Source organism: Streptomyces sp. NPDC059679 (assembly GCF_042734105.1).
GTDB lineage: Bacteria > Actinomycetota > Actinomycetes > Streptomycetales > Streptomycetaceae > Streptomyces.
In genome coordinates this window covers 49,569-73,593 of sequence record NZ_JBHWES010000043.1, presented here as the reverse complement: position 1 = coordinate 73,593, position 24,025 = coordinate 49,569, and the positions used below count along the sequence as shown (strand labels likewise).

Annotated in this window: 24 protein-coding genes; 18 read left to right on the top strand and 6 right to left on the bottom strand. The window is 72.1% G+C overall.

All coding sequences use genetic code 11. The annotated features are described in order from the left end of the window. Positions 1-20: 20 nt before the first annotated feature. Entirely contained in the window at positions 21-677 is a 657-nt protein-coding gene (gene cofC / locus ACFV2X_RS34860) for a 2-phospho-L-lactate guanylyltransferase (RefSeq protein WP_385624411.1), read from the bottom strand. Between the two features lie 171 nt (positions 678-848). Between cofC and ACFV2X_RS34855 the strand changes: the two genes are divergently transcribed. From ACFV2X_RS34855 to ACFV2X_RS34845, 3 genes are read left to right on the top strand one after another with little or no spacing between them, the layout of a single operon-like run. Further along, positions 849-1,601, top strand: a complete 753-nt coding sequence (locus ACFV2X_RS34855) for a lysophospholipid acyltransferase family protein (RefSeq protein ID WP_385624408.1) — start codon at positions 849-851, stop codon at positions 1,599-1,601. Beyond that, complete coding sequence (locus tag ACFV2X_RS34850; RefSeq protein ID WP_385624407.1) at positions 1,598-2,599, top strand: NAD(P)H-dependent glycerol-3-phosphate dehydrogenase; 1,002 nt, start codon at positions 1,598-1,600, stop codon at positions 2,597-2,599. The genes ACFV2X_RS34855 and ACFV2X_RS34850 overlap by 4 nt, the downstream gene beginning before the upstream one ends. Before the next feature lie 34 nt (positions 2,600-2,633). Next, positions 2,634-3,806 (top strand): D-alanine--D-alanine ligase family protein, encoded by a 1,173-nt coding sequence (locus ACFV2X_RS34845; RefSeq protein WP_089510892.1) that lies wholly within the window; start codon positions 2,634-2,636, stop codon positions 3,804-3,806. A gap of 51 nt (positions 3,807-3,857) precedes the next feature. On the opposite strand, the gene ACFV2X_RS34840 is transcribed toward ACFV2X_RS34845, so the two are convergent. Beyond that, complete coding sequence (locus ACFV2X_RS34840) at positions 3,858-4,376, bottom strand: DUF3515 domain-containing protein (protein WP_385624404.1); 519 nt, start codon at positions 4,374-4,376, stop codon at positions 3,858-3,860. Positions 4,377-4,395: 19 nt separating this feature from the next. Beyond that, a complete protein-coding gene (locus ACFV2X_RS34835; RefSeq protein WP_014176096.1) occupies positions 4,396-4,629 on the bottom strand; it encodes an Lrp/AsnC family transcriptional regulator in 234 nt (77 codons plus the stop codon). A gap of 137 nt (positions 4,630-4,766) precedes the next feature. Here ACFV2X_RS34835 and ACFV2X_RS34830 point away from each other — a divergent pair, with 137 nt between their 5' ends. Then, positions 4,767-5,735, top strand: a complete 969-nt coding sequence (locus ACFV2X_RS34830; RefSeq protein WP_014176095.1) for a thiamine-phosphate kinase — start codon at positions 4,767-4,769, stop codon at positions 5,733-5,735. Between the two features lie 84 nt (positions 5,736-5,819). Beyond that, positions 5,820-6,641 carry a bifunctional hydroxymethylpyrimidine kinase/phosphomethylpyrimidine kinase gene (gene thiD, locus ACFV2X_RS34825; RefSeq protein ID WP_385624400.1) on the top strand — a complete coding sequence of 274 codons (822 nt, stop codon included), beginning with the start codon at positions 5,820-5,822 and terminating at the stop codon, positions 6,639-6,641. Between the two features lie 113 nt (positions 6,642-6,754). Here thiD and rpmB read toward each other — a convergent pair whose 3' ends face one another. After that, the gene (rpmB, locus tag ACFV2X_RS34820) at positions 6,755-6,940 is read right to left on the bottom strand and encodes a 50S ribosomal protein L28 (protein WP_009714771.1); all 186 of its coding nucleotides are present in this window, start codon (positions 6,938-6,940) and stop codon (positions 6,755-6,757) included. A 248-nt stretch (positions 6,941-7,188) separates the two neighbouring features. Between rpmB and ACFV2X_RS34815 the strand changes: the two genes are divergently transcribed. The 9 genes from ACFV2X_RS34815 to mutM all read left to right on the top strand — a co-directional run bounded on the left by ACFV2X_RS34815 (position 7,189) and on the right by mutM (position 16,642). Beyond that, positions 7,189-8,976, top strand: coding sequence for a DAK2 domain-containing protein (locus ACFV2X_RS34815; RefSeq protein WP_385624396.1), 1,788 nt, complete (start codon positions 7,189-7,191; stop codon positions 8,974-8,976). A 108-nt stretch (positions 8,977-9,084) separates the two neighbouring features. Next, positions 9,085-11,349, top strand: coding sequence for an ATP-dependent DNA helicase RecG (recG, locus tag ACFV2X_RS34810; protein ID WP_385624394.1), 2,265 nt, complete (start codon positions 9,085-9,087; stop codon positions 11,347-11,349). 127 nt (positions 11,350-11,476) lie between these two features. Next, entirely contained in the window at positions 11,477-12,064 is a 588-nt protein-coding gene (gene rsmD / locus ACFV2X_RS34805; RefSeq protein WP_385624392.1) for a 16S rRNA (guanine(966)-N(2))-methyltransferase RsmD, read from the top strand. Further along, complete coding sequence (gene coaD, locus ACFV2X_RS34800) at positions 12,061-12,570, top strand: pantetheine-phosphate adenylyltransferase (protein ID WP_385624388.1); 510 nt, start codon at positions 12,061-12,063, stop codon at positions 12,568-12,570. The genes rsmD and coaD overlap by 4 nt, the downstream gene beginning before the upstream one ends. Positions 12,571-12,714: 144 nt before the next feature. After that, a complete protein-coding gene (locus tag ACFV2X_RS34795) occupies positions 12,715-13,827 on the top strand; it encodes a cell division initiation protein (protein WP_385624385.1) in 1,113 nt (370 codons plus the stop codon). Positions 13,828-14,020: 193 nt separating this feature from the next. Further along, positions 14,021-14,611 carry a YceD family protein gene (locus tag ACFV2X_RS34790; protein ID WP_385624383.1) on the top strand — a complete coding sequence of 197 codons (591 nt, stop codon included), beginning with the start codon at positions 14,021-14,023 and terminating at the stop codon, positions 14,609-14,611. 2 nt (positions 14,612-14,613) lie between these two features. After that, the gene (gene rpmF, locus ACFV2X_RS34785; RefSeq protein WP_065965136.1) at positions 14,614-14,787 is read left to right on the top strand and encodes a 50S ribosomal protein L32; all 174 of its coding nucleotides are present in this window, start codon (positions 14,614-14,616) and stop codon (positions 14,785-14,787) included. A 19-nt stretch (positions 14,788-14,806) separates the two neighbouring features. Then, complete coding sequence (gene rnc, locus ACFV2X_RS34780) at positions 14,807-15,646, top strand: ribonuclease III (protein ID WP_385624381.1); 840 nt, start codon at positions 14,807-14,809, stop codon at positions 15,644-15,646. Positions 15,647-15,721: 75 nt separating this feature from the next. Continuing rightward, a complete protein-coding gene (mutM, locus tag ACFV2X_RS34775) occupies positions 15,722-16,642 on the top strand; it encodes a bifunctional DNA-formamidopyrimidine glycosylase/DNA-(apurinic or apyrimidinic site) lyase (RefSeq protein WP_385624378.1) in 921 nt (306 codons plus the stop codon). Here the strand turns inward: mutM and ACFV2X_RS34770 are convergent. Continuing rightward, complete coding sequence (locus tag ACFV2X_RS34770; protein WP_385624375.1) at positions 16,564-17,031, bottom strand: winged helix-turn-helix transcriptional regulator; 468 nt, start codon at positions 17,029-17,031, stop codon at positions 16,564-16,566. The two genes, mutM and ACFV2X_RS34770, sit on opposite strands and share 79 nt — an antisense overlap. 135 nt (positions 17,032-17,166) lie before the next feature. Between ACFV2X_RS34770 and ACFV2X_RS34765 the strand changes: the two genes are divergently transcribed. Beyond that, entirely contained in the window at positions 17,167-17,757 is a 591-nt protein-coding gene (locus ACFV2X_RS34765; RefSeq protein WP_385624373.1) for a flavodoxin family protein, read from the top strand. A gap of 96 nt (positions 17,758-17,853) precedes the next feature. On the opposite strand, the gene ACFV2X_RS34760 is transcribed toward ACFV2X_RS34765, so the two are convergent. Then, on the bottom strand, positions 17,854-18,705 hold the full coding sequence (locus ACFV2X_RS34760; RefSeq protein WP_385624370.1) for a CAP domain-containing protein: 852 nt from the start codon (positions 18,703-18,705) through the stop codon (positions 17,854-17,856). 246 nt (positions 18,706-18,951) lie between these two features. Between ACFV2X_RS34760 and ACFV2X_RS34755 the strand changes: the two genes are divergently transcribed. From ACFV2X_RS34755 to ACFV2X_RS34745, 3 genes are all read left to right on the top strand, one after another. After that, a complete protein-coding gene (locus ACFV2X_RS34755; RefSeq protein ID WP_089510905.1) occupies positions 18,952-19,233 on the top strand; it encodes an acylphosphatase in 282 nt (93 codons plus the stop codon). A 377-nt stretch (positions 19,234-19,610) separates the two neighbouring features. Continuing rightward, positions 19,611-19,817: a hypothetical protein gene (locus ACFV2X_RS34750; protein ID WP_014176082.1), complete on the top strand. Its 207-nt coding sequence runs from the start codon at positions 19,611-19,613 to the stop codon at positions 19,815-19,817. Between the two features lie 293 nt (positions 19,818-20,110). Continuing rightward, positions 20,111-23,977 (top strand): AAA family ATPase, encoded by a 3,867-nt coding sequence (locus ACFV2X_RS34745; protein ID WP_385624367.1) that lies wholly within the window; start codon positions 20,111-20,113, stop codon positions 23,975-23,977. Positions 23,978-24,025: the final 48 nt, after the last annotated feature.

Genomic DNA, 24,025 nt, shown 5'->3' with positions numbered 1-24,025 from the left:
TAGGCGGCTGTGCGCGGCGCTCAGTTCTGGGGCGACGGCACGGGCGGCTGGGGCAGGCCCGGGAACGGGTGGCGGAGCGTGTGAGGGCCCACACCCAAGGCGAGCGCGGCGCGCAGGTCCTCGCCCGTGTCCACGTCGCGCCGTACCGAATCGACGCCCCGCAGCCGTATCTCCCGCGCCCCCGACGCCCGGTGCCGGGCCCGGGAGGGCCCGCCGAACGCGGGGGACAGCTCCACACCGGGCGCGGCGGCCAGCAGCGTCGTGCCCACCCCCGCTGCATCCGCCAGAAACGCCCGTGGAGAGGCCGAGGCGGCCTCGAGCACCTGCTCGAGCTCCGTCGGCCGCAGGGCCGGGAGATCGGCGTTCAGAGCCGCCACAGCGGCCGTAGGGAGCTGCTGCCGCACGGCCAGGGCGCCCTGCGCGAGCGCCGCGTTCAGACCGCCGCCCGGCGGGTCCGGGAGGATCCGGGCGCCGAGGGCCGACAGCTCCCGCGCCGCGAGGGGGTCGTCCGTGACGACCGTCACGCCCCGCACGGCCCGGCACGCCAGCGCCGCACCCACCGTGTCCTGCGCGAACGCCAGGGCGAGCCCCGGCCGCAGATCGTCCCCCGCGGCGTCGGCGAGCCTGCTCTTGGCCCGCGACAGGGGCTTCAGCGGCACCACCAGCGTCCACGCCACACGGGCTCCATCGCTTCCCACGGGCCTCATTCTCGCCTGCTGCCTAAGGCGCCGGGCAGGTGCGGGGTTACGGTGTCCTCGACAGACCGGGTACCTGGGGCGACACTTGTGCGGCTGCCCGGACGGCAGCAAAGCCAGCAGGTCAGCGGGTCCAAGAGGAGGATGTTCCGAGTGTCAGGCCGCAGAATCGGCTTCTGGTACCGCATGGCGGCGGTCCTGGTGAAACCGCCGCTCGTGGTCCTCTTCAAGCGGGACTGGCGCGGAATGGAGCACATTCCCGCCCAGGGCGGATTTATCACCGCCATCAACCACAACTCACATCTCGATCCCTTCTCGTACGCCCACTTCCAGTACAACACCGGGCGTATGCCGCGCTTCCTCATCAAGGCCGGCGTCTTCAAGGGCGGCTTCGTCGGCGCCTTCCTGCGCGGGACCTCCCAGATCCCGGTCTACCGGGAGTCCACCAACGCGGCCAACGCCTTCCGGGCCGCCGTGGACGCGGTCAACAGGGGCGAATGCGTGGCCTTCTACCCCGAGGGCACCCTCACCCGAGACCCCGCGCTGTGGCCCATGCGCGGCAAGACCGGCGCGGCGCGCGTCGCGCTGCTCACCAAGGCGCCGGTGATCCCCGTAGCGCAGTGGGGCGCCAACGAGGCGCTGCCGCCGTACACCAAGAAGCCCCGGTTCTTCCCGCGCAAGACGCTCACGGTGCACGCGGGCCCGCCCGTGGACCTGTCCGCGTACTACGGCAAGGAGCCCACCGCCGAGGTGCTGCGGGCGGCCACCGACGACATCATGGCCGCGGTCGCCGAACTCCTCTCCGAGGTGCGCGGGGAGCCCGCGCCCACCGAGCGCTACGAGTACCGGCCCGGCACGTCCCGCGCCGCCGGGGAACCCCCCGCGGCCGATGAGGAGAGCAAGTGACGCGCTGCGCCGTCTACGGCACCGGCTCCTGGGGCACCGCCTACGCGATGGTGCTCGCCGACGCGGGCTGCGAGGTGACGCTGTGGGGTCGCAGGACCGGCCCCGTGGAGGCCATCAACACCACCCGCACCAACCCCGACTATCTGCCGGGGACCGAGCTCCCGCGGTCGGTGCGGGCCACCACCGACCCGGCCGAGGCGGCCCGCGGCGCCGAGTTCACCGTGCTCGCCGTGCCCTCCCAGACGCTGCGCGGCAACCTCGCCGAGTGGGCGCCGCTGCTGCCCGCCGATACCGTGCTCGTCTCCCTGATGAAGGGCGTGGAACTGGGCACCGCCAAGCGGATGAGCGAGGTGATCGAGGAGGTCGCCAAGGCGTCCCCGGAGCGGGTCGCCGTGCTCACCGGGCCCAACCTGGCCAAGGAGATCGCCGCCCGCCAGCCCGCCGCCTCGGTCGTCGCCTGCCGCGACGAGGACGTGGCGCGCCGCCTCCAGGCCGCCTGCCACACCCCGTACTTCCGCCCGTACACCAACACCGACGTGGTCGGCTGCGAACTCGGCGGCGCGGTCAAGAACGTCATCGCGCTCGCCGTGGGCATCGCCGACGGCATGGGGCTCGGCGACAACACCAAGGCGTCGCTGATCACCCGGGGCCTGGCCGAAACGACCCGGCTGGGGCTGGCCATGGGCGCCGACGCGCACACCTTCGCGGGCCTGGCGGGCATGGGCGACCTGGTCGCCACCTGCTCCTCGCCGCTGTCCCGCAACCACACCTTCGGCACCAACCTCGGCCGGGGCATGACCCTGGAAGAGACCATCGCGGCCACCAAGCAGACCGCGGAGGGCGTCAAGTCGTGTGAGTCCGTGCTCGATCTCGCCCGGCGGCACGACGTCGACATGCCGATCACCGAGACGGTGGTGAGCATCGTCCACGACGGCAAACCGCCCCTGGTGGCGCTGAAAGAGCTGATGTCGCGCAGCGCCAAGCCCGAGCGGCACTGACGGGCGCCGGACCGCAAGGTAACCTCAACGCGTTATGAGCAGCCAGAGCCCCGCCCCCAGCCCTGTCCCGCCCCCCTCCGAAGGGGAGCCGCGGAAGCTGCGCGTCGCCGTCGTCTTCGGCGGACGCAGCTCCGAGCACACCATCTCGGTGGTCACCGCAGGCGCGGTGCTGCGCGCCATCGACCGCGAGAAGTACGACGTGCTGCCGATCGGGATCACAGGGGACGGGCGTTGGGCGCTGACCGCCGACGAGCCCGACCGGATGGCCATCGAGGGCCGGCAGCTGCCCAGCGTCGAGGGCCTCGCCGAGTCCGATGAGGGCTCGGTCCTGCTCCCGGTCGACCAGGGCAACCGCGAGGTCGTCTACGCCGAGCCGGGCGCGGTGCCCAAGGCGCTCGGCGAGGTCGACGTGGTCTTCCCCATGCTGCACGGCCCCTATGGCGAGGACGGCACCCTTCAGGGGCTGCTCGAACTGTCCGGCGTGCCCTATGTGGGCGCGGGCGTACTCGCCTCCGCCGTCGGCATGGACAAGGAGTACATGAAGCGGGTGTTCGTCTCCTTCGGGCTGCCGGTCGGCCCGTACGAGGTGATCCGCCCCCGCGAATGGGACAAGGACCCGGCCGCCGCCCGGAAGAAGATCGTCGATTTCGCCGGCGAGCACGGCTGGCCGGTCTTCGTGAAGCCCGCGCGCGCGGGCTCGTCCATCGGCATCTCCAAGGTCGACGACATCTCCGGCCTGGAGGAGGCGATCGAGGAGGCGCGGCGCCACGACCCGAAGATCGTCGTCGAGGCGCTGCTGCGCGGCCGCGAGATCGAATGCGGGGTGCTGGAGTTCGAGGACGGTCCGCGGGCCAGCGTGCCGGCCGAGATCCCGCCGGTCTCCACCCACGACTTCTACGACTTCGAGGCGAAGTACATCGACTCGGCGGACGGTGTGGTGCCCGCGCCGCTCACCGAGGAGCAGACCGAGCGGGTGCGGGAGCTGGCGGTGCGGGCGTTCGAGGCGGCGTCCTGCGAGGGCCTGGTCCGCGCGGACTTCTTCCTGCTGGACAGCGGCGAATTCGTGATCAACGAGATCAACACCATGCCCGGCTTCACGCCCATCTCGATGTACCCGCGGATGTGGCAGGAGAGCGGGGTCAGCTACCCCGAACTGGTGGACCGGCTCATCCAGGCCGCCCTGCGCCGTCCGACGGGGCTGCGCTAGAGCCGGCCGACGGTGCCATGGCCCCGGGCGGTGTGCCCGGGGCGAGCGGGCTCAGACCACGCCTTCCGGCACGGTCTTCTTGACGGCGCTCGCCAGATCGACAAGCGGGTTGACCTCCGGCGCGTACTTTCCGGGCACCGTCACCTCGACGTACGCCTTGCGCAGCACGGTCGTGAAGCGATAGCCGTCGTCCTGCTGCTCGGGAAGCCACCGCACGCCATTGATGTCGGCCGAGGGCGCGTAGGGGTTGTAGTGCTCGGCACCGGGCGTGAGGACGGCGGGCTTGGCGACCCCGCAGCGCAGCTTTATGGCGGGGTCGCCCCAGGCGGCGGTCAGCTCCGAGGCGGGCTTGGGGGTGCGCTGCTTCAGCCCCTCCACGGTCTTGGGAAGTTCCTTGTGCAGCGCCCGGCACAGCGTGGCCGTCTCCGCGGGCGGCTTGGGAACCGTGAGCGAGAGTGAGCCGTCCGAACCTCCGATGAAGGAGCACCCGGCCGCCGACAGCACGAGCAGCGCCGCGGCGGCGGACGTGGAGACGATCCTTCGGGTGGGGCTACGGTGTGCGGAATTCACGGGTTGAGCATACGGGGAGTCACAGATGGACGACGGGGCAGGTCAGGGTCCGCGTGATGCCGTCCACTTGCTGGACTTTCGCGACCACCATGCGGCCGAGTTCATCGACCGTCTCGGCCTGAGCGCGCACGATGACGTCGTATGGGCCGGTGACGTCCTCTGCCTGTATCACTCCAGGGATCTTGGCGATGACGTCGGCGACGGTCGACGCCTTGCCGACCTCGGTTTGGATCAGGATGTACGCCTGTACCACGGAACCTCCAGGGCGGCTACGAGGATCATGTGGGGAGAAGGGACGCCACGGTACCGCGTCGCCGAGCGGCGCGGGGAGACCCGCGCGGCGTGCGCGGCGCGGCGGGCAGCGAGCGACAAGTGCGAAGGGGCAATGGGATGAAGGGCACCGTGGGCGAGTTGGGGGAGTTCGGGCTCATCAGAGAGCTCACTTCCCGGCTCACCACCACCCCGGCCGTGCGGCTGGGGCCCGGCGATGACGCGGCGGTCGTGGCCGCGCCGGACCGGCGGGTCGTGGCCAGTACGGACGTACTGCTGGAGGGACGGCACTTCCGCCGCGACTGGTCCACCGCCTATGACGTCGGCCGCAAGGCCGCCGCCCAGAACCTCGCGGACATCGCGGCGATGGGCGCGGTGCCGACCGCGCTGCTGCTGGGCCTGGTGGTGCCCGCCGAACTCCCGGTGACCTGGCCCGCCGAGCTGATGGACGGCATCCGCGACGAGTGCCAGGTGGCGGGCGCGGCCGTGGTGGGCGGCGATGTGGTGCGCGGCGAGACCATCACCGTGGCGATCACCGCCCTGGGCGATCTGCGCAACAACGAACCGGTCACCCGGTCCGGCGCCCAGCCGGGCGACGTGGTCGCGGTCACGGGCTGGCTCGGCTGGTCGGCGGCCGGACACGCGGTGCTCTCCCGCGGCTTCCGCTCGCCGCGCGCCTTCGTCGAGGCACACCGCAGGCCGGAGCCGCCCTACCACGCCGGGCCTGCGGCCGCCGGGCTCGGCGCGACCGCCATGACCGACGTCAGCGACGGACTGGTCGCCGACCTCGGGCATATCGCGGAGGCCAGCAAGGTCCGTATCGATCTGCGCTCGGGGGACATCGACATTCCGTCCCAGATGTCCGACATCGGGCAGGCGGTGGGCGTCGATCCGCTGCAGTGGGTGCTCAACGGGGGTGAGGACCACGCCATCGTGGCGACCTTCCCGCCCGATGTGAAGCTGCCCGCGCGCTGGAAGGTGATCGGCGAAGTGCTCAACCCCTCGGCGCTGCCGCAGGTGACCGTGGACGGCGCGCCCTGGCCGCACGCGGGCTGGGACCACTTCGGCAAGGACAAGAACGCCGACTAGAAGCGCCGACTGGAAGCGCGGACTGGAAGCGTTGCCTGGAAGTGCCTGTCAGCCCCATGTGGATCGCCGAGTAGATTCGGCGACATGGCGACTCTCCCCGCATCCCCGCCGCACCCACCCGTGGCCCCGCCACGCGTGCTCACCGTCGCCGGATCCGACTCCGGCGGCGGTGCCGGTATCCAGGCCGACCTGAAGGCGATGCTGGCCCTCGGAGTACACGGCATGAGCGTGATCACGGCCGTGACGGCGCAGAACTCGCTGGGCGTGAGCGGCGCGTGGGAGCTGCCCGCCGAGGCCGTACGGGCCCAGTTCCGCAGCGTCGTCGACGACATCGGGGTACAGGCGGTCAAAACCGGGATGCTGGCGTCCGCCGAGCTCGTCGAAACCGTCGCCGGGCTGCTCGCGGATATCTCCGCCCCCGTCGTGGTCGACCCGGTCGGGGTCTCCAAGCACGGCGACGCCCTGCTGGCCACCGAAGCCCTCGACACGGTCCGTACGCGGCTGCTGCCGGTCGCGACGGTGGCCACGCCCAACCTGGACGAGGTCGCCCAGCTGACGGGCGTGGAAGTGGCGGCGGAGCGGGATCTGCGGCGGGCCGCCGACGCGATCCTGGAATTCGGCCCGCGGTGGGCGCTGATCAAGGGCGGCCACTTGGACGGTGACGCGGTCGATCTGCTCACCGACGGCACCGAGGAACACCGGCTGCGCGCCACCCGGCACGACAACCGCCATACGCACGGCACGGGCTGCACCCTCGCCAGCGCCATCGCCTCGTACCTGGCACTGGGGGCGGACGTGCCGCGGGCCGTTACGGCGGCCAAGGAGTACGTCACGGGCGCGATCGCGGCCGGGTTCCCGCTGGGGCGGGGGATCGGCCCGGTGGATCACGGCTGGCGGTGGCACTGATCCCGGAACTCAGGGCATGCGAAAAGCCGGCCCACCTCAAAGGTGGACCGGCTCGGCAACCGGAAAGGTCGCACTCGACACACGCTCGGGGTCGCCCCCGAACGCGCGGGAAGTCAGCGCGAAACCTTGCCGGCCTTGATGCACGAGGTGCAGACGTTGAGCCGCTTCGGGGTCCGACCGACCACAGCGCGCACCGTCTGGATGTTGGGGTTCCAACGACGGCGGGTGCGGCGGTGCGAGTGCGAGATGTTGTTGCCGAAGCCCGGCCCCTTGCCGCAGACGTCGCAGTTGGCAGCCACGGGTTACTCCAAAGACGGGTCAACCCCGCTGGCGCGAGGAGACAGACACTTACGGTGAGCCCCGGCTCGCCGGGATCGTGAACGATCGGCGGTGCCGGGGGAACGGCCCGATTCGCATCGGGCAACCGGAGCAGCATACAACGGCCGATCCGCTACCTCGAAATTACCATGGCCCCCGGGTCAGTGGCGCGGGTGGCGACTACCCTGCGATGACGGCCCCGCCCCCTGCCCTCCCGAGGAGGACGTACGTGCCGCACACGCTCGACGCCGATGCGGTACGCACCTGGTGCGGTCTGGCGCTGGACGCGCTCGGCCGCGCCCGCGAGGAGATCGACGCGATCAACGTCTACCCGGTCGCGGACGCGGACACCGGCACCAACCTCTACCTGACCGTCGAGTCCGCCACCCAGGCCGTGACCGCCGCCTTCGACGGCCACGCCGCCGCCCCGGGGCCCGCCGCCGGTCCGAGCCTGCCCGAGGCGGTGCGCGCCATGGCCCACGGCGCCCTGATCGGCGCACGCGGCAACTCCGGCACGATCCTGGCGCAGCTGCTGCGCGGCATGGCGGACGTCCTCGCGGACGGCGATGGCGGGGTTGGCCGGGCCGAAGGCCCTGATGGCGAGGCGGACGGCCTGCGCCGGGCCCTGCGACGCGCGGCCGAACTGGCCTACGGGGGCGTGGCCCACCCGGTCGAGGGCACCGTACTGACCGTCGCGCGGGCCGCGGCCGACGCCGCCGCCCGCACCGAAGGCGGGCCGGCCGCGGTGGCCCGCGCCGCGTACGAGGGCGCCCGCGCCGCCCTGGAGGCCACCCCCGCCCAGCTCGGGGTGCTCGCCCGCGCGGGCGTCGTCGACGCGGGCGGCTACGGCCTGGTGGTCGTCCTCGGCGCGCTCGCCGAGGCCGTATCGGGCCGACCGCCGGCCGCCGCGGGCCGACCCCCCGCCGCCGGGCCCGTCGCGGCCCCCGACGGCTGCCCGGCCGCCGGGCACGCGGCCGGAACCGACGGCTCCGTGGGCTCCGTGGGCGAAGGGCCGGGTGGCGGACCCGCCTTCGAGGTGACCTATCTGCTGGAGGCGGACGAGACGGCCGTCGCCCGGCTCCGTGACCGGCTGGACGCGCTCGGCGACTCCCTGGTGGTCGTCGGCGGCGACGGACTGTGGAATGTGCACGTCCATGTGGACGACGCGGGCGCGGCCGTGGAGGCGGGCATCGAGGCGGGCCGTCCGCACCGCGTCCGCATCACCCACTTCGGCACGGCCGCCGCCCGCCGGGCCCACGCCGACGAGCCCTACCCCCGCCCCCGCACGGAAGACACCGGGCAGCTGCCGGACCGGCCGGGCGCCCAGGAGCCCCCTGGCGCCCGTGCGGACCGCGCGGCGCGCGCCGTGGTCGCGGTGGTCCCCGGCGAGGGCCTGGCCACGCTGTGCGCCGAGGCCGGCGCGACCACGGTCGCCGCACGCCCCGGGGAGCGCCTGGCCGCGGGCGAGCTGGCCCAGGCCGTACGCCGGGCCCGCGCCCGGGAGGTCGTCCTGCTGCCCAACGACGCCGAACTGCGCCACACGGCCGCTGCCGCCGCCGCCCAGGCCCGTGCCGAGGGCGTACGGGTGGCGGTCATCCCCACCCGCTCCCCGGTCCAGGGCCTCGCCGCGCTCGCCGTGCACGAGCCGGGCCGCAGCTTCGACGAGGACGTCGTGGCCATGACCTCCGCCGCGGGCGCCACCCGCTACGCCGAACTGGCCGTCGCCGAGCGACAGTCCTGGACCATGGCCGGGGTGTGCCAGGCGGGAGACGTGCTCGGGCTGATCGACGGCGATGTGGCGGTGATCGGCGACGGTATCGCGGGCACGGCCGAGACCGTGCTGGACCGGATGCTGGCCGCGGGCGGCGAACTGGTCACGCTGGTGGTCGGCGCGGACGTCCCCGACGGCGTCGCCGAGCACCTGGAGCGCCACGTACGGGACGGGCACTTCGCGGTCGACACGGTGATCTACCACGGCGGCCAGCCGGGCGTGCCGCTGATCATAGGCATCGAATAGGCAGCGAACAGTGGGCAGCGAACAGTAGGCAGCGAACAGATCGAAAAGTCAGCGCGGCCCGCACATCCTGGGGTGGGGTGACCCCGCTTGTCAGTGCGGTGGTGTGCAATGGACAGCGTGCCCGCGCTGGATGAACCTCTGAAGAAAGTGCTCGGCGGCAACACCGCGAAGGTGATGGCCGACCACCTCGACCTGCACACGGTCGGCGATCTGCTGCACCACTACCCGAGGCGGTACGCCGAGCGCGGCGAGCTGACCCGGCTGTCCGACCTGCCCCTCGACGAGCATGTGACGGTCGTCGCGCAGGTCGCCGACGCCCGCGTGCACAAATTCGACCGCGGCACCAAACAGCGCCTGGAGGTCACCCTCACCGACGGCAGCGGCCGCCTCCAGCTGGTCTTCTTCGGCCGCGGGGTCTTCGCGGCGCAGAAGGAGCTGCTGCCCGGCCGCCGGGGCATGTTCGCGGGCAAGGTCGGCGTCTTCCGCAATGTGCGCCAGCTGGCCCACCCCGCGTACGAAATGCTCGGCAAGGACGACGGCGCGGCGGCCGTGGAGGCGTGGGCCAACCAACTGCGGCCGCTGTACCCCGCCTGCGCCCAGCTGGAGTCCTGGAAGATCGAGAAGGCCGTCGGGACGCTGCTCGACAGCCTGGAGGCCACCGGCTGGGACGGCCTGGTCGACGCGCTGCCCGAGAGCCTGCGGCTCGGCCGCGGGCTGGCCGAGCTCCCCGAGGCGCTGCTGAAGATCCACCGGCCGCGCACCAAGACGGATATCGCGGTGGCCCGGGACCGCCTCAAGTGGGACGAGGCCTTCGTGCTCCAGGTGGCCCTCGCCCGGCGGCGCCACGCCGACGCCCAACTGCCCGCCGTGCCACGCGCCCCGGCCGAGGGCGGCCTGCTGGACGCCTTCGACGAGCGGCTGCCGTTCACCCTCACCGACGGCCAGCAGAGCGTCAGCCGGGAGATCTTCGCCGACCTCGCCACCGACCACCCCATGCACCGGCTGCTGCAGGGGGAAGTCGGCTCCGGAAAGACCATGGTCGCGCTGCGCGCGATGCTGGGCGTCGTGGACAGCGGGGGACAGGCCGCGATGCTCGCGCCCACCGAGGTGCTGGCCCAGCAGCACCACCGCTCGATCACCGAGATGATGGGCGATCTGGCCGAGGGCGGCATGCTGGGCGGCTCGGAACAGGGCACCAAGGTCGTGCTGTTGACCGGTTCCATGGGTGCCGCGGCCCGGCGCCAGGCGCTGCTGGACCTGGTCACCGGCGAGGCCGGGATCGTGGTCGGGACCCATGCGCTGATCGAGGACAAGGTCCAGTTCAACGATCTGGGCCTGGTCGTGGTCGACGAGCAGCACCGCTTCGGCGTGGAGCAGCGCGACGCCCTGCGCTCCAAGGGCAAGCAGCCGCCGCATCTGCTGGTGATGACGGCCACGCCCATCCCGCGGACCGTCGCCATGACCGTATTCGGCGATCTGGAGACCTCCGTGCTGGACCAGCTGCCGGCCGGACGCTCCCCGATCGCCTCCCATGTGGTGCCCGCGAAGGACAAGCCGCACTTCCTGGCGCGGGCGTGGGAGCGGGTGCGCGAGGAGGTGGCGGCCGGCCACCAGGCGTATGTGGTGTGCCCGCGGATCGGCGACGAGATGGGCGAGGACAACGGGGACGAGGGGGCCGAACCCAAGGGCGCGGCGCGCAAGTCGGCCAAGCCGCCAGGCAAGTCTCCGGCCAAGTCCCCCGAGGACGAGGCCGAGAAGCGGCCGCCGCTCGCGGTCCTCGACATCGCCGAGCAGCTGGCCAAGGGCCCGCTGCGGGATCTGCGCGTGGAGGTGTTGCACGGCCGGATGCAGCCGGAGGCCAAGGACGAAGTGATGCGCCGCTTCGCCGCGGCCGAGGTGGACGTCCTGGTCGCCACGACGGTCATCGAGGTCGGCGTCAACGTCCCCAATGCCACCGCCATGGTGATCATGGATGCCGACCGCTTCGGCGTCTCGCAGCTGCACCAGCTGCGCGGCCGCGTCGGCCGTGGCTCGGCCGCCGGGCTGTGCCTGTTGGTGAGCGAGATGCCGGAGGGCAGCCCGGCCCGCGCCCGGCTGGGCGCGGTCGCGGCCACGCTGGACGGCTTCGAACTTTCCCGGATCGACCTGGAGCAGCGGCGCGAGGGCGATGTGCTGGGGCAGGCCCAGTCCGGGGCCCGCTCCTCGCTGCGGGTGCTCGCGGTCATCGACGACGAGGAGGTCATCGCGGCGGCCCGGGAGGAGGCGGCGGCGGTCGTCGCGGCCGACCCCGAACTGGCCGGATACCCGGAGCTGCGTACGGCGCTGGACGCGTTCCTGGACGAGGAGCGCGAGGAGTACCTGGATAAGGGCTGAGGGGCGATCGGCATGAGCCGGCCGGGATCTGAGGCCGGAAGCACGGGCCGGGACGCCATATTGTGGAGGGACAGCGGCCTCGTACGGCCCGCCGCTGCCCCTCCCACCGCGAAGGACTGCGTCACCGATGACCCGCGTGATCGCCGGAGCCGCCGGCGGCCGCCGCCTGGCAGTGCCGCCGGGAAACGGCACCCGACCGACCTCGGACCGGGCGCGCGAAGGTCTTTTCTCCACCTGGGAGTCGCTGCTGGGCTCGCTGAGCGGGGCCAGGGTGCTCGACCTCTACGGCGGCTCGGGCGCGGTCGGCCTGGAAGCGCTCTCGCGCGGCGCGGAGCATGTGCTGCTGGTGGAGTCCGACGCGCGTGCCGCCCGCACCATCCGGGCGAACATCCGGGCGCTCGGCCTCCCCGGCGCCGAGTTGCGCACGGGCCGGGCCGAGCAGGCCATCGCCGGACCGGCCCCCGCGAGCGGCCCGTACGACGTGGTGTTCCTGGACCCGCCGTACGCGGTCGCCGACGAGGAACTGCGGGAGATACTGCTCACACTCGCCGGTAACCGGTGGCTCGCGCCCGACGCTCTGGCCACGGTGGAGCGGAGCACGCGAGGCGGAGATTTCGGGTGGCCTGCCGGTTTCGAGGGCTTGCGGGCCCGTCGCTACGGCGAGGGCACGCTTTGGTACGGTCGCGCCGCCTCGACGTGCGACAACGCGTCATGACCGGACCCGAGAGCGAGGAACCACCAGTGCGCCGCGCAGTCTGTCCGGGGTCCTTCGACCCCGTCACCAATGGGCACCTCGACATCATCGCCCGTGCGTCCAAGCTGTACGACGTCGTCTACGTCGCCGTGATGATCAACAAGTCCAAACAAGGCATGTTCACCGTGGACGAGCGGATGGACCTGCTCCGCCAGGTCACCGCCGAGTACGGGAACGTTCAGGTGGAGGCCTTCCACGGCCTTCTCGTGGACTTCTGCAAGGAGCGCGAGATCCCAGCCATCGTCAAGGGGCTGCGGGCGGTCAGCGACTTCGACTACGAGTTGCAGATGGCCCAGATGAACAACGGCCTCTCGGGGGTGGAGACGCTGTTCGTGCCCACCAACCCCACCTACAGCTTCCTCTCCTCCAGCCTGGTCAAGGAGGTCGCGACCTGGGGCGGGGACGTCTCCCATCTGGTGCCCCCGGTGGTGCTCGATGCCCTGACCGAGCGGCTCGGCCGGCGCTGACCCGCTGACGGCCGGGCCGACGGGTGTCGGGCGGGGCCCGCTGGCCGTACAGTCGTGCCCGGCCGTTCCAGGCCGCCCTGTTCGTTGCGTCAAGTTCCCTCCAGTTCCGTCAAGTCCGTCAAGAGAGAGTGGCGAGCACCCAAGGTGGACGTGCAGAAGAAGCTCGACGAGATCGTCGACACCGTCGGCAACGCCCGGTCCATGCCCATGTCGGCCTCGTGCGTGATCAACCGCGCCGAGCTGCTCGCCATGCTCGAAGAGGTGCGCGCCGCTCTCCCCGACTCCCTCGCCCAGGCTCAGGACGTGATCGGCGGCCGTGAGCGGATGGTCGAGGAGGCCCGCCAGGAGGCCGAGCGGATCATCCAGTCCGCGCACGCCCACCGGGGTTCGCTGGTCTCGGACACCGAAGTCGCCAGGAAGTCCCAGGAGGAGGCCGACCGGATCCTGGAGGAGGCCCGCCGGGAGGCCGAGGAGATCCGTGCCGAGGCCGACGACTACGTCGACTCCAAACTCGCCAACTTCGAGGTCGTGCTGACCAAGACCATCGGCTCCGTCGACCGCGGCCGCGAGAAGATGCTGGGCCGCGCCGTGGGCGGGGAGCAGGACGGGGCGGCGGGGCAGCTGGAGGACGGCCCGGAGCGCAGCGCCGACCCTCAAATGCTGCAGCAGCGCGCCGACGACTACGTGGACACCAAGCTCGGCGCGGTCTCGGCGGTGCTCAGCAAGACGCTGGAGGCGGTCGGCCGGGGCCGGCAGAAGCTGCTCGGGGCCCGGGCGATCGACGAGCTGGGCGCCCATCTGGCCGCCCAGGACGCCGCCACCCCGCTGGGCCACCAGGCCAGCGACGACGACTACCTCGCGGATCTCGCCCAGTCCCAGGCGCAGCTGTCCACGGCGCGGCCCGAAGCGGCGCCGGACGCCTCGTACTACGCGGCGACGGCCGGCTATCAGCAGCAGGACGCGTACGGCTACCAGCAGCAGGGTTACGTCCAGCAGCAGGACCCGTACGCGGCGGCCCAGGGCGGCTATCAGCAGCAGGACGCGTACGGCTGGCAGCAGCAGCCCCAGGGCTACGACCCGAGCGGCTACGCCCCCGAACAGCAGTCCCCGCTCCAGCCTCAGCAGCAGCTCGAGCACCAGCCGCACCAGCCTCAGCAGCAGGCCCAGCTGCCGGCCGCGGCCCTCGACGAGACCAGCCTGTTCGACACCAGCATGATCGACCTGGACCAGCTGCGTCAGTACGAGCAGGGCCGCTGAGCCCGGCCGGACCTTATCCACAGCCCCGGGGGCGGATTGGGTCTATGGCGGCTGGTCCAGTATCCTGGCTGTTCGGTCGCGCGTACGTCCGCGATCTCGGCTGCCCGTTTCGTCGTACCAGCGTCGGGTGGCCTGCCGCAGCCGTAGAAAGCAGGAAGCCCTGAACGCCCGCCTCGACCACCGTGCCCCTCTCGTGTTCGACACACGCGAGCTGGGCCGTCGGCCAGGTGCGCTCAAAAGGCTCTCCCGTTCGGTCCCGGCCCCCAAGGACCTCGGTATCGAGGTCATCGGGGTACGGGAGGGCGCGACCGTGGAGCTCGACCTCCGCCTGGAATCGGTCATGGAGGGTGTGCTTGTCACAGGCACCGCCCGTGCACCGCTGACAGGGGAGTGCGTAAGGTGTCTGGAGCCGCTGGAGCGGGAGCTCGAAGCGGACTTCCAGGAGATGTACTCCTACCCCGACGCCGACGACCGGAGCCGCCCCGCGGACACCGGCGACGACGCCGAGGAGGAGGACACATTCTTCCTCGAGGGCGATCTGTTCGACCTCGAACCCGTGCTGCGGGACGCGGTGGTGCTGGCACTGCCGCTGCAGCCGGTGTGCCGGGAGGACTGCCCCGGGCTGTGCGCCGAATGCGGAGCGCGGCTCGAGGACGACCCCGACCACCATCACGACGCCGTCGACATCCGTTGGGCGGCACTGCAGGGACTCGCCGAGGCCACCTCGGACGGCGAGAAGGACAACGCACCCCGCTCGCGCGGGGATGACTCACAGGAGAAGTAGCCGTGGCTGTTCCGAAGCGGAAGATGTCGCGCAGCAACACGCGCCACCGCCGGTCGCAGTGGAAGGCTGCGGTCCCCACCCTGGTGGCGTGCGAGCGCTGCCACGAGCCGAAGCTGCAGCACATCGCGTGCCCGAGCTGCGGCACCTACAACCGCCGCCAGGTCCTCGAGGTCTGATCGGCGGGTGACAGGCTCTATGTCGGACGCCAACACGACTCCCCGTAAGCGAGCGGGAGAAACGGCCCAGGCGGACACGGCCTCGTCCCACACGATTCTGGAAGGGCGGCTCGGGTATCAGCTCGAGTCCGCCCTTCTGGTGCGTGCGCTGACCCACCGCTCCTTCGCGTACGAGAACGGCGGGCTGCCCACCAACGAGCGCCTGGAGTTCCTGGGCGACTCCGTGCTCGGCCTGGTGGTCACCGACACGCTGTACCGCATCCACCCCGACCTGCCCGAAGGCCAGCTGGCCAAGTTGCGGGCCGCCGTGGTCAACTCGCGTGCGCTGGCCGAGGTGGGGCGCGGCCTCGACCTCGGCGCCTTCATCCGGCTCGGCCGGGGCGAAGAGGGCACCGGGGGACGGGACAAGGCATCCATCCTCGCCGACACCCTCGAAGCGGTGATCGGCGCCGTCTACCTCGACCAGGGGCTTGACGCCGCCGCGGAGCTGGTCCACCGGCTCTTCGACCCGCTGATCGACAGGTCCTCGAACCTGGGCGCGGGCCTGGACTGGAAGACCAGCCTCCAGGAGCTGACCGCCACCGAGGGCCTTGGAGTGCCGGAGTATCTGGTCTCCGAGACCGGACCCGACCACGAGAAGACCTTCACGGCTGCCGCCCGCGTCGGTGGTGTCGCGTACGGCACCGGCACCGGCCGCAGCAAGAAGGAAGCCGAGCAGCAGGCGGCGGAGGCCGCCTGGCGCGCGATCCGCGCCGCTGCGGACGAGGCCAAGGCCAAGGCCGAAGCGGCCACGGCCGAGGGCACCGCCGCGGCCTCGGACGGCGAGGCCGCCGATACGGCGGCCCCGACGGCACACTGATCAACCCTCCTCGCCCTCCCCGCGACCGGGCTCCGGTCGCGGGGAGGGCGAGGGCGTCGGCCAAGGAGGCCCCCGTTGCCCGAGCTGCCTGAGGTCGAGGTGGTCCGCCGTGGTCTGGAGCGCTGGGTCAGCGGCCGTACGGTCGCCGAAGTGCAGGTGCTGCACCCGCGCGCGGTGCGCCGTCACCTCGGGGGCGGGGAGGACTTCGCCGCCCGGCTGAAGGGCCGCCGCGCCGGGGTGGCCCGCCGCCGCGGCAAGTATCTATGGCTGCCGCTGGAGGACGCCGACGAGTCGGTGCTGGCGCACCTCGGCATGAGCGGCCAGCTGCTCGTCCAGCCGCACGGCGCCGCGGACGAGAAGCATCTGCGCATCCGGGTGCGCTTCAACGACTCCATAGGCACCGAGCTGCGCTTCGTCGACCAGCGCACCTTCGGCGGCCTCTCACTGCACGAGACGGTCGAGGGCGCCGTGGACGGGCTGCCGGCCGCGATCGCGCATATCGCCCGCGACCCGCTGGACCCGGCGTTCGACGAGGCCGCCTTCCACACCGCGCTGCGCCGTCGCCGCACCACCCTCAAGCGGGCGCTGCTCGACCAGTCGTTGATCAGCGGGGTGGGCAACATCTACGCCGACGAGGCGCTGTGGCGCGCCCGGCTGCACTACGACCGGCCGACGGCCACCCTCACCCGCCCGCGCAGCGTCGAACTCCTCGACCATGTGCGCGATGTCATGAACGCCGCGCTGGCGGTCGGCGGCACCAGCTTCGACTCCCTCTACGTCAATGTGAACGGCGAGTCGGGCTACTTCGAGCGCTCCCTGGACGCGTACGGCCGGGAGAACGAGCCGTGCCGCCGCTGTGCCACGCCGATGCGCCGCCGCCCGTGGATGAACCGCTCCAGCTACTTCTGCCCGCGCTGTCAGCGTCCGCCGCGCCCGGCGGCCCCGGCGCTTCCGGCCGTGGCGCCCCGTACCGCGGTGCCGCGCTCCTCGTCGTAGCGCACCTGGGCAGTCAGCACCTCTGGCATACGCTCCTCGACGAGGCCGATCAGCGCCAGCAGCCGCTCGGCGACGGCGTGGCCCAGCGGGGTCAGCTCGTAGTCCACGCGCGGGGGGTTGGTCGGCTGCGCCTCGCGGTGCACCAGGCCGTCGCGCTCCAGCGCGTGCAGCGTCTGGGACAGCATCTTCTCGCTGACGCCGTCGACCCGGCGGCGCAGCTCGTTGAACCGGAAGCTGCCCTCCTTGAGCGCCCCCAGGGTCAGGCCGCCCCACTTGCCGGTGATGTGCTCCAGCGTGCCGCGGGAGGGGCAGGCGCGGGCGAACACGTTGAAGGCCAGGTCGTCGCTCGCCGTTTCGGTGCTCGTCGGCGTGGCGCAGTCGCTCTCCATGTCATGAGCATACTTGAGCGCAGCGCTCACCGGCGGGTTGCGCTTTCCAAAAGTTAGTGCTTTTCTGGTCCGGACATTCCACCGTGCACGCAACATTCCACCGTGCACGTACGCCCGACCTCAGGAGCTCATACCGTGACCACCCCCGTCATCGCCGTCGCCTACCACTCCGGCCACGGGCACACCGCCGTCCTCGCCGAGGCCGTCCGCGCCGGAGCGGACGCCGCGGGCGCCACCGTTCACCTGATCAAGGTCGATGAGATCACCGAGGAGCAGTGGGGCCTGCTCGACGCCGCGGACGCGATCGTCTTCGGCTCGCCCACCTACATGGGCACCGCGTCCGGCGCCTTCCACGCCTTCGCCGAGCAGTCCTCCCAGCGCTGGTTCACCCAGGCGTGGAAGGACAAGCTCGCGGCCGGCTTCACCAACTCGGGGTCCAAGAGCGGCGACAAGGTGCACACCCTGCAGTTCTTCACCGTGCTCGCCGCCCAGCACGGGATGAACTGGGTGAACCTCGGTCTGCACCCGGGCTGGAACAGCTCGGCCGCCTCCGAGAACGACCTCAACCGCCTCGGGGTCTTCCTGGGTGCCGCCGCCCAGACGAACGTGGACGAGGGCCCGGAGGCGGTGCACAAGGCCGACGTGGCCACCGCCGAGCACCTCGGCCGCCGGATCGCCGAGAGCGCGAAGATCGCCGTCGCGGGGCGCGCCGCCCTCGCCGCCTGACCCGGCGGGCGAGGGGGTGGGCGAGGCGGGGCCGGCGCGGGCCGGTGTGTCGGCGCGGCCCGGCGGCTCGGCGCGGCCCGGCGGCTCAGGACCGGCTCAGTAGCCGAAGTCCTGCGTCCACCAGGGGCCGTCCCCGTCCCCGAAGTTCACACCGACGCCCAGGGTCTTGTAGGTGCAGTTGAGGATGTTGGCGCGGTGGCCGGCGCTGTTCATCCAGGAATCCATCACGGCCTGCGCGTCCTGCTGGCCGCGGGCGATGTTCTCCCCGCCCAGGTTCAGGATGCCGACCTGCTCCGCTCGCTCCCAGGGGGTGTCGCCGTCCGGGTCGAGGTGGTCGAAGAAGCCCCGCAGGGCCATGTCGTCGGTGAAGTCCTGGGCCAGCTGGGACAGTTTCCGGTCCGCGGTCACCGGCTCGCAGCCGACCTTCGACCGCTCCTGGTTGACCAGCGCCAGGACCTCCTGTGCGGCGGTCTTCTCGGAGTTCCCCGGCGTGTTGGGGTCCTCGCTCTGGCCGGGGGGCGTGGTGGGCTTCTGGGACGAGGAGGAGCCCTTGCCGCCCGAACCTCCGTTCCCCTTGCCGTTCCCGTGGCCGTTCGCCTTCCCGTTTCCGTTCCCGTTGCCCTTTCCGTTCCCGTTCGCCTGGCCGGAGTCCGAGGAGCCCGGCTGCTTCGAAGGGGTGGAGGGCGTGGCGGAGGGCTTGCCCGGGGTCTTCGAGGGGGACGTGGACGGCGCTTGCGGTCGGTCGTTGCCACGGTCCGCGGGGGTCGTACCGCGGTCCACCGGCGATGTCGAGGGGGAGCCCTGCGTCTCCAGGGCGGAGCCCGGCGGGGCGTCGGCGCGCACGCCTCCGGCCGGGTCGTTGCTTCCGCTAAGGGTCGGCCCTCCCGGCAGCAGCCCGGCGGCCATGGCAACCGCGCCTACCGCGACGGCGGCGGAAACACTCAGCAATCCGGTCCGCACCGGTGCCAGATGGCTTCGGCGGGCTCCTCGGTGGCGCCCTGCGCCGGGAGCGGGGGGTGTCGGCGCGGATCCGAGGGCAGATCGTCGATGGCGGCCCATCTCCTGCCTTCCTTGCAAGATCGGGGTCACATGCGTCACTCGTACGAGTGAGTACTGCGTTGAGCCGGGACTGTACGCCATCGCGGGGGTGGCTGAGGTGTCCGGGGAGCAAATTGCTCCGCTAGCGTGCCAGCCATGAACGAGAGAGTGCGCCTCACCGCGTGGGTCCGCGGTCGGGTCCAGGGGGTCGGTTTTCGCTGGTTCACCAGGGCAAACGCCTTGCGCATCGGAGGGCTGGCCGGGTTCGCCTCCAATCTGTCCGACGGACGGGTCCAGATCGTCGCCGAAGGCGAACGCATGAACTGCGAACAGCTGCTCGATTGGCTGCGGAGCGACGACACGCCCGGCCGCGTCGACGGCGTGACCGAGATCTGGGACACACCCAAGGGCGGCTACGAGACCTTCGAGATCCGCTGAGCCACCCCGCCGCACCCGCCCGCCGCGACCCCGCGCCGGGCGGGCTTTTTACACCGCGCGTGAGCGGAAAGAGGCTGATGGTTGCCAATGCGGCCGGTCCGTGGAAGGCTGCCGCGTAAGGGATGATCCCTTCGCTTCGACGGCCTGATCGATGTGGGCTCGGCGCTTCTCGCCGCTCGATATGCCCCCGGCCGCAGGGGTCCCGTCGGCCTGTGATCGTGTTGACCCTCAAACCATTTGGTGAGACGCTGGAAGCCCCGCGCACCTTAACTGTTTGCCACTCAGCACGGTAGTAACGGCAGGCATCGCGGGTGCGAAATCCCTCACGACCCACCACCGCTTCGGTCGCGGTCACTCAGTGTGGAGGACCATCCATCATGGCAAAGGCGCTTCTCGGTTACGTCGGCGGCTCCGACCCCCGAGTCCTCGCCGAGATGCGACGGCTTCAGCAGCGCGTCCAGGACCTTGAATCCGAGCTCATTCGGATCCAGGCCGAGAACGACGCTCTGTCCGCCGCCGCTCACCACGGCGACTCGCTGCTCGAAAGCATCGACGTACCCCAGGCGGAGCCTGCGCTCGCCTGACCCGGCTTCCGGGCCGGTCGGGCTGCACCGTCAGCCGCTTGAGAATCTGCAAGGGACGCCGACGGCGTCCCTTCGTCGTTTCCGCGGCGGCCGGCCGCGCTTCCCTTACCGTCTGATGTGCCCCACCCCCTGAGCGGCGAAACCGAGAAGAAACCGCGAGAACGCGAAGAACCGAGAAACACTGAGAAACACCGAGAGAAGCTCAGAGAAGCCGAGAGAAGCCAACGGCGACCTCGTGGCGCCACGGCCGATGGACGGTGCCGGGTGAGACACGGGAGGTAGAGTCCAAAGGCGTGCATCTCAAGAGCCTGACCCTCCGAGGCTTCAAATCCTTCGCCTCCGCCACGACGCTCCGCTTCGAGCCGGGTATCACCTGCGTCGTCGGCCCCAACGGTTCGGGCAAGTCCAATGTCGTGGACGCGCTTTCCTGGGTCATGGGGGAACAGGGCGCCAAGTCGCTGCGCGGCGGAAAGATGGAAGACGTCATCTTCGCCGGGACGACCGGCCGCCCCCCGCTCGGCCGCGCCGAGGTCTCGCTCACCATCGACAACTCCGACGGCGCCCTGCCCATCGAATACGCCGAAGTCACCATTACGCGGATCATGTTCCGCAACGGCGGCAGCGAATACCAGATCAACGGGGACACCTGCCGCCTCCTGGACATCCAGGAGCTGCTCTCCGACTCCGGCATCGGCCGCGAGATGCACGTCATCGTCGGCCAGGGCCAACTCGACTCCGTCCTGCACGCCGATCCGACCGGGCGCCGCGCCTTCATCGAAGAGGCCGCGGGCGTACTCAAGCACCGCAAGCGCAAGGAGAAGGCGCTGCGGAAGCTCGACGCCATGCAGGCCAACCTCGCCCGGGTCCAGGACCTCACCGACGAGCTTCGGCGCCAGCTGAAACCGCTCGGGCGGCAGGCCGCGGTCGCCCGGCGGGCCGCCGTCATCCAGGCTGATCTGCGCGACGCCCGGCTGCGGCTGCTCGCCGACGACCTGGTGACCATGCGCGAGGCGCTGCGCACCGAGATCGCCGACGAGGCCGCGCTCAAGCAGCGCAAGGAGACCGCCGAGGCCGAGCTGCGCACCGCGCAGCAGCGGGAGGCGGCGCTGGAGGAGCAGGTCCGGCAGCTGGCGCCGCGGCTGCGGGACGCCCAGCAGACCTGGTACGAGCTCTCGCAGCTCGCCGAGCGGGTGCGCGGCACGATCAGCCTGGCCGACGCCCGGATCAAGAGCGCCACCTCCGCCCCCGACGAGGAGCGGCGCGGCCGCGACCCGGAGGACATGGAGCGCGAGGCGGCCCGGATCCGCGAGCAGGAGGCGGAGCTGGAGGCCGCGCTGGAGGCGGCGAGCCGGGCGCTGGACGATACGGTCACACACCGGGCCGAGCTGGAGCGCGAGCTGGCCCTCGAGGAGCGCAGTCTGAAGGACGCGGCCCGCGCCATCGCCGACCGCCGCGAGGGGCTGGCCCGGCTACAGGGCCAGGTGAACGCCGCCCGGGGCCGGGCGGGTTCGGCCCGGGCCGAGATCGACCGGCTGGCCGTCGCCCGCGACGAGGCGCGGCAGCGGGCGGCCGCCGCGCAGGAGGAGTACGAACAGCTCCAGGCCGAAGTGGACGGACTGGACGCGGGCGACGCGGAACTGGCGGAGCGCCATGAAGCCGCCAAACGGGAGCTGTCCGAGGCGGAGACCGCGCACCGGGCGGCCCGCGAGGCCCTGACCGCGGCCGAACGCGAACGCGCCGCGACCGCCGCCCGCCATGACGCGCTGGCCCTGGGGCTGCGCCGAAAGGACGGTACGGGCGCCCTGCTCGGCTCCGCCGACCGGCTGACCGGCCTCCTCGGCCCGGCCGCCGAACTCCTCACGGTCGCCCCCGGCTTCGAGGTCCCCGTGGCCGCGGCCCTCGGCGCCGCGGCCGACGCGATCGCCGTCGAGGACCCCCGGACCGCGGCGGAGGCCATCCGCCTCCTCCGTAAACAGGACGCGGGCCGCGCGGCGCTCCTCCTCGGCGCCCCGGCGGCGGCCGCACCGGCCGGGCACGCCCGGGTTGCGGTGCCGGCGGCCGGCGGACCGGCCGAGACGAACGGCTCGGGAACGGGCCACGACGGCCCCGGCGAGCACCCGACGGACGGCGCGGCCGCCGGAGCCGGCGCGCTGGGCGGTCCGACGGTCGGTCAGCTCGGCTCCGTACGCCTGCCGCACCCCGCCGAAGGCGGCGCGGACGGCCAGGGGGCGCGCGCGGACGCGGGCATCACGGTTCCGGGCGCCAGACCCGGGGAGCCCGGGGACGGGACGGCGTACGGGCCCGACGAGGGCCGGGCGGCGTCGGCGACCGATACAGCCGGGCCGGACACAGACATCGGGGCACCGCGCGCTGCGGAGCTCGTGAGTGGGCCCGGGGGGTTGTTGTCGGCCGTGCGGTGGCTGCTGCGGGACGTCGTGGTGGTCGGGACGCTGGAGGACGCCGAGGAACTGGTCGAGCGGCGGCCGGAGTTGACGGCGGTGACCGCCGAGGGCGATCTGCTCGGGGCGCACTTCGCCCAGGGCGGCTCCGCCGGGGCGCCCAGTCTGCTGGAGGTGCAGGCCTCGGTCGACGAGGCGGCGGCGGAGCTGAAGGAGCTCGCCGTACGGTGCGAGGAGCTGACCGACGGGCAGCGGGCGGCGGCGGAGCGGCGGGCCGAGTGCGCGGCGCGGGTCGAGGAGCTGGCGGCCCGGCGTAGCGCGGCCGATCGCGAGAAGTCGCAGGTCGCCCAGTCGCTGGGGCGGCTGGGCGGGCAGGCGCGGGCCGCGGCGGGCGAGGCCGAGCGGATGACCGCGGCCGCGGCCAAGGCGGAGGAGGCGCTGACCAGGGCCACGGAGGAGGCCGAGGAACTGGCCGAGCGGCTGATCGTCGCCGAGGAGGAGCCTGGCGAGGAAGAGCCGGACACCTCCGTACGGGATCGGCTGGCGGCCGACGGGGCGAACGCCCGGCAGACCGAGATGGAGGCGCGGCTCCAGGTCCGTACGCATGAGGAGCGGGTCAAGGGGCTCGCGGGGCGGGCGGACGCGCTCGATCGGGGCGCGCGCGCCGAGCGCGAGGCGCGGGCGCGTGCGGAGCAGCGCCGGGCGCGGCTGCGGCATGAGGCGACCGTGGCCTCGGCGGTGGCCTCGGGCGCCCGGCAGCTGCTGGCGCATGTCGAGGTCTCGCTGGTGCGGGCGGAGCAGGAGCGGGACGCGGCCGAGCGGGCGAAGGCGGAGCGGGAGCGCGAGCTGGTCGCCGAGCGCAACCACGGGCGTGAGCTCAAGGGCGAGCTGGACAAGCTGACCGACTCGGTGCACCGGGGCGAGGTGCTGGGTGCCGAGAAGCGGCTGCGGATCGAGCAGCTGGAGACGAAGGCGCTGGAGGAGCTGGGCGTCGAGCCGGCCGGGCTGATCGCCGAGTACGGCCCGGACCAGCTGGTGCCGCCGTCCCCGCCCGCCGAGGGTGAGGTGCTGCCGGAAGATCCAGAGCATCCGCGCAACCAGCCGGTGCGTTACGTCAGGGCGCAGCAGGAGAAGCGGCTTCGGGCCGCCGAGCGCGCGTACCAGCAGCTGGGCAAGGTCAACCCGCTGGCGCTGGAGGAGTTCGCGGCGCTGGAGGAGCGGCATCAGTTCCTGAGTGAGCAGCTGGAGGACCTGAAGAAGACGCGGGCGGATCTGCTGCAGGTGGTCAAGGAGGTGGACGAGCGCGTCGAGCAGGTGTTCACGGAGGCATACCGGGACACGGCGCGCGAGTTCGAGGGCGTCTTCTCACGGCTGTTCCCGGGCGGCGAGGGCCGGTTGCTGCTCACCGACCCGGAGAACATGCTGACCACGGGCGTGGACGTGGAGGCCAGACCGCCGGGCAAGAAGGTCAAGCGGCTGTCGCTGCTGTCCGGCGGGGAGCGGTCGCTGACCGCCGTGGCGCTGCTGGTGTCGATCTTCAAGGCGCGGCCGAGCCCGTTCTACGTCATGGACGAGGTCGAGGCGGCGCTGGACGACACCAATCTGCAGCGGCTGATCCGGATCATGGAGGAGCTGCAGGAGAGCTCCCAGCTGATCGTGATCACCCACCAGAAGCGGACCATGGAGGTCGCCGACGCGCTGTACGGGGTCTCCATGCAGGGCGACGGGGTCTCGAAGGTCATCAGCCAGAGGCTGCGGTAAGCGCTTCAACACTTGAACTCATTCGATCAAGTGCGTCCGTGAGCCCTC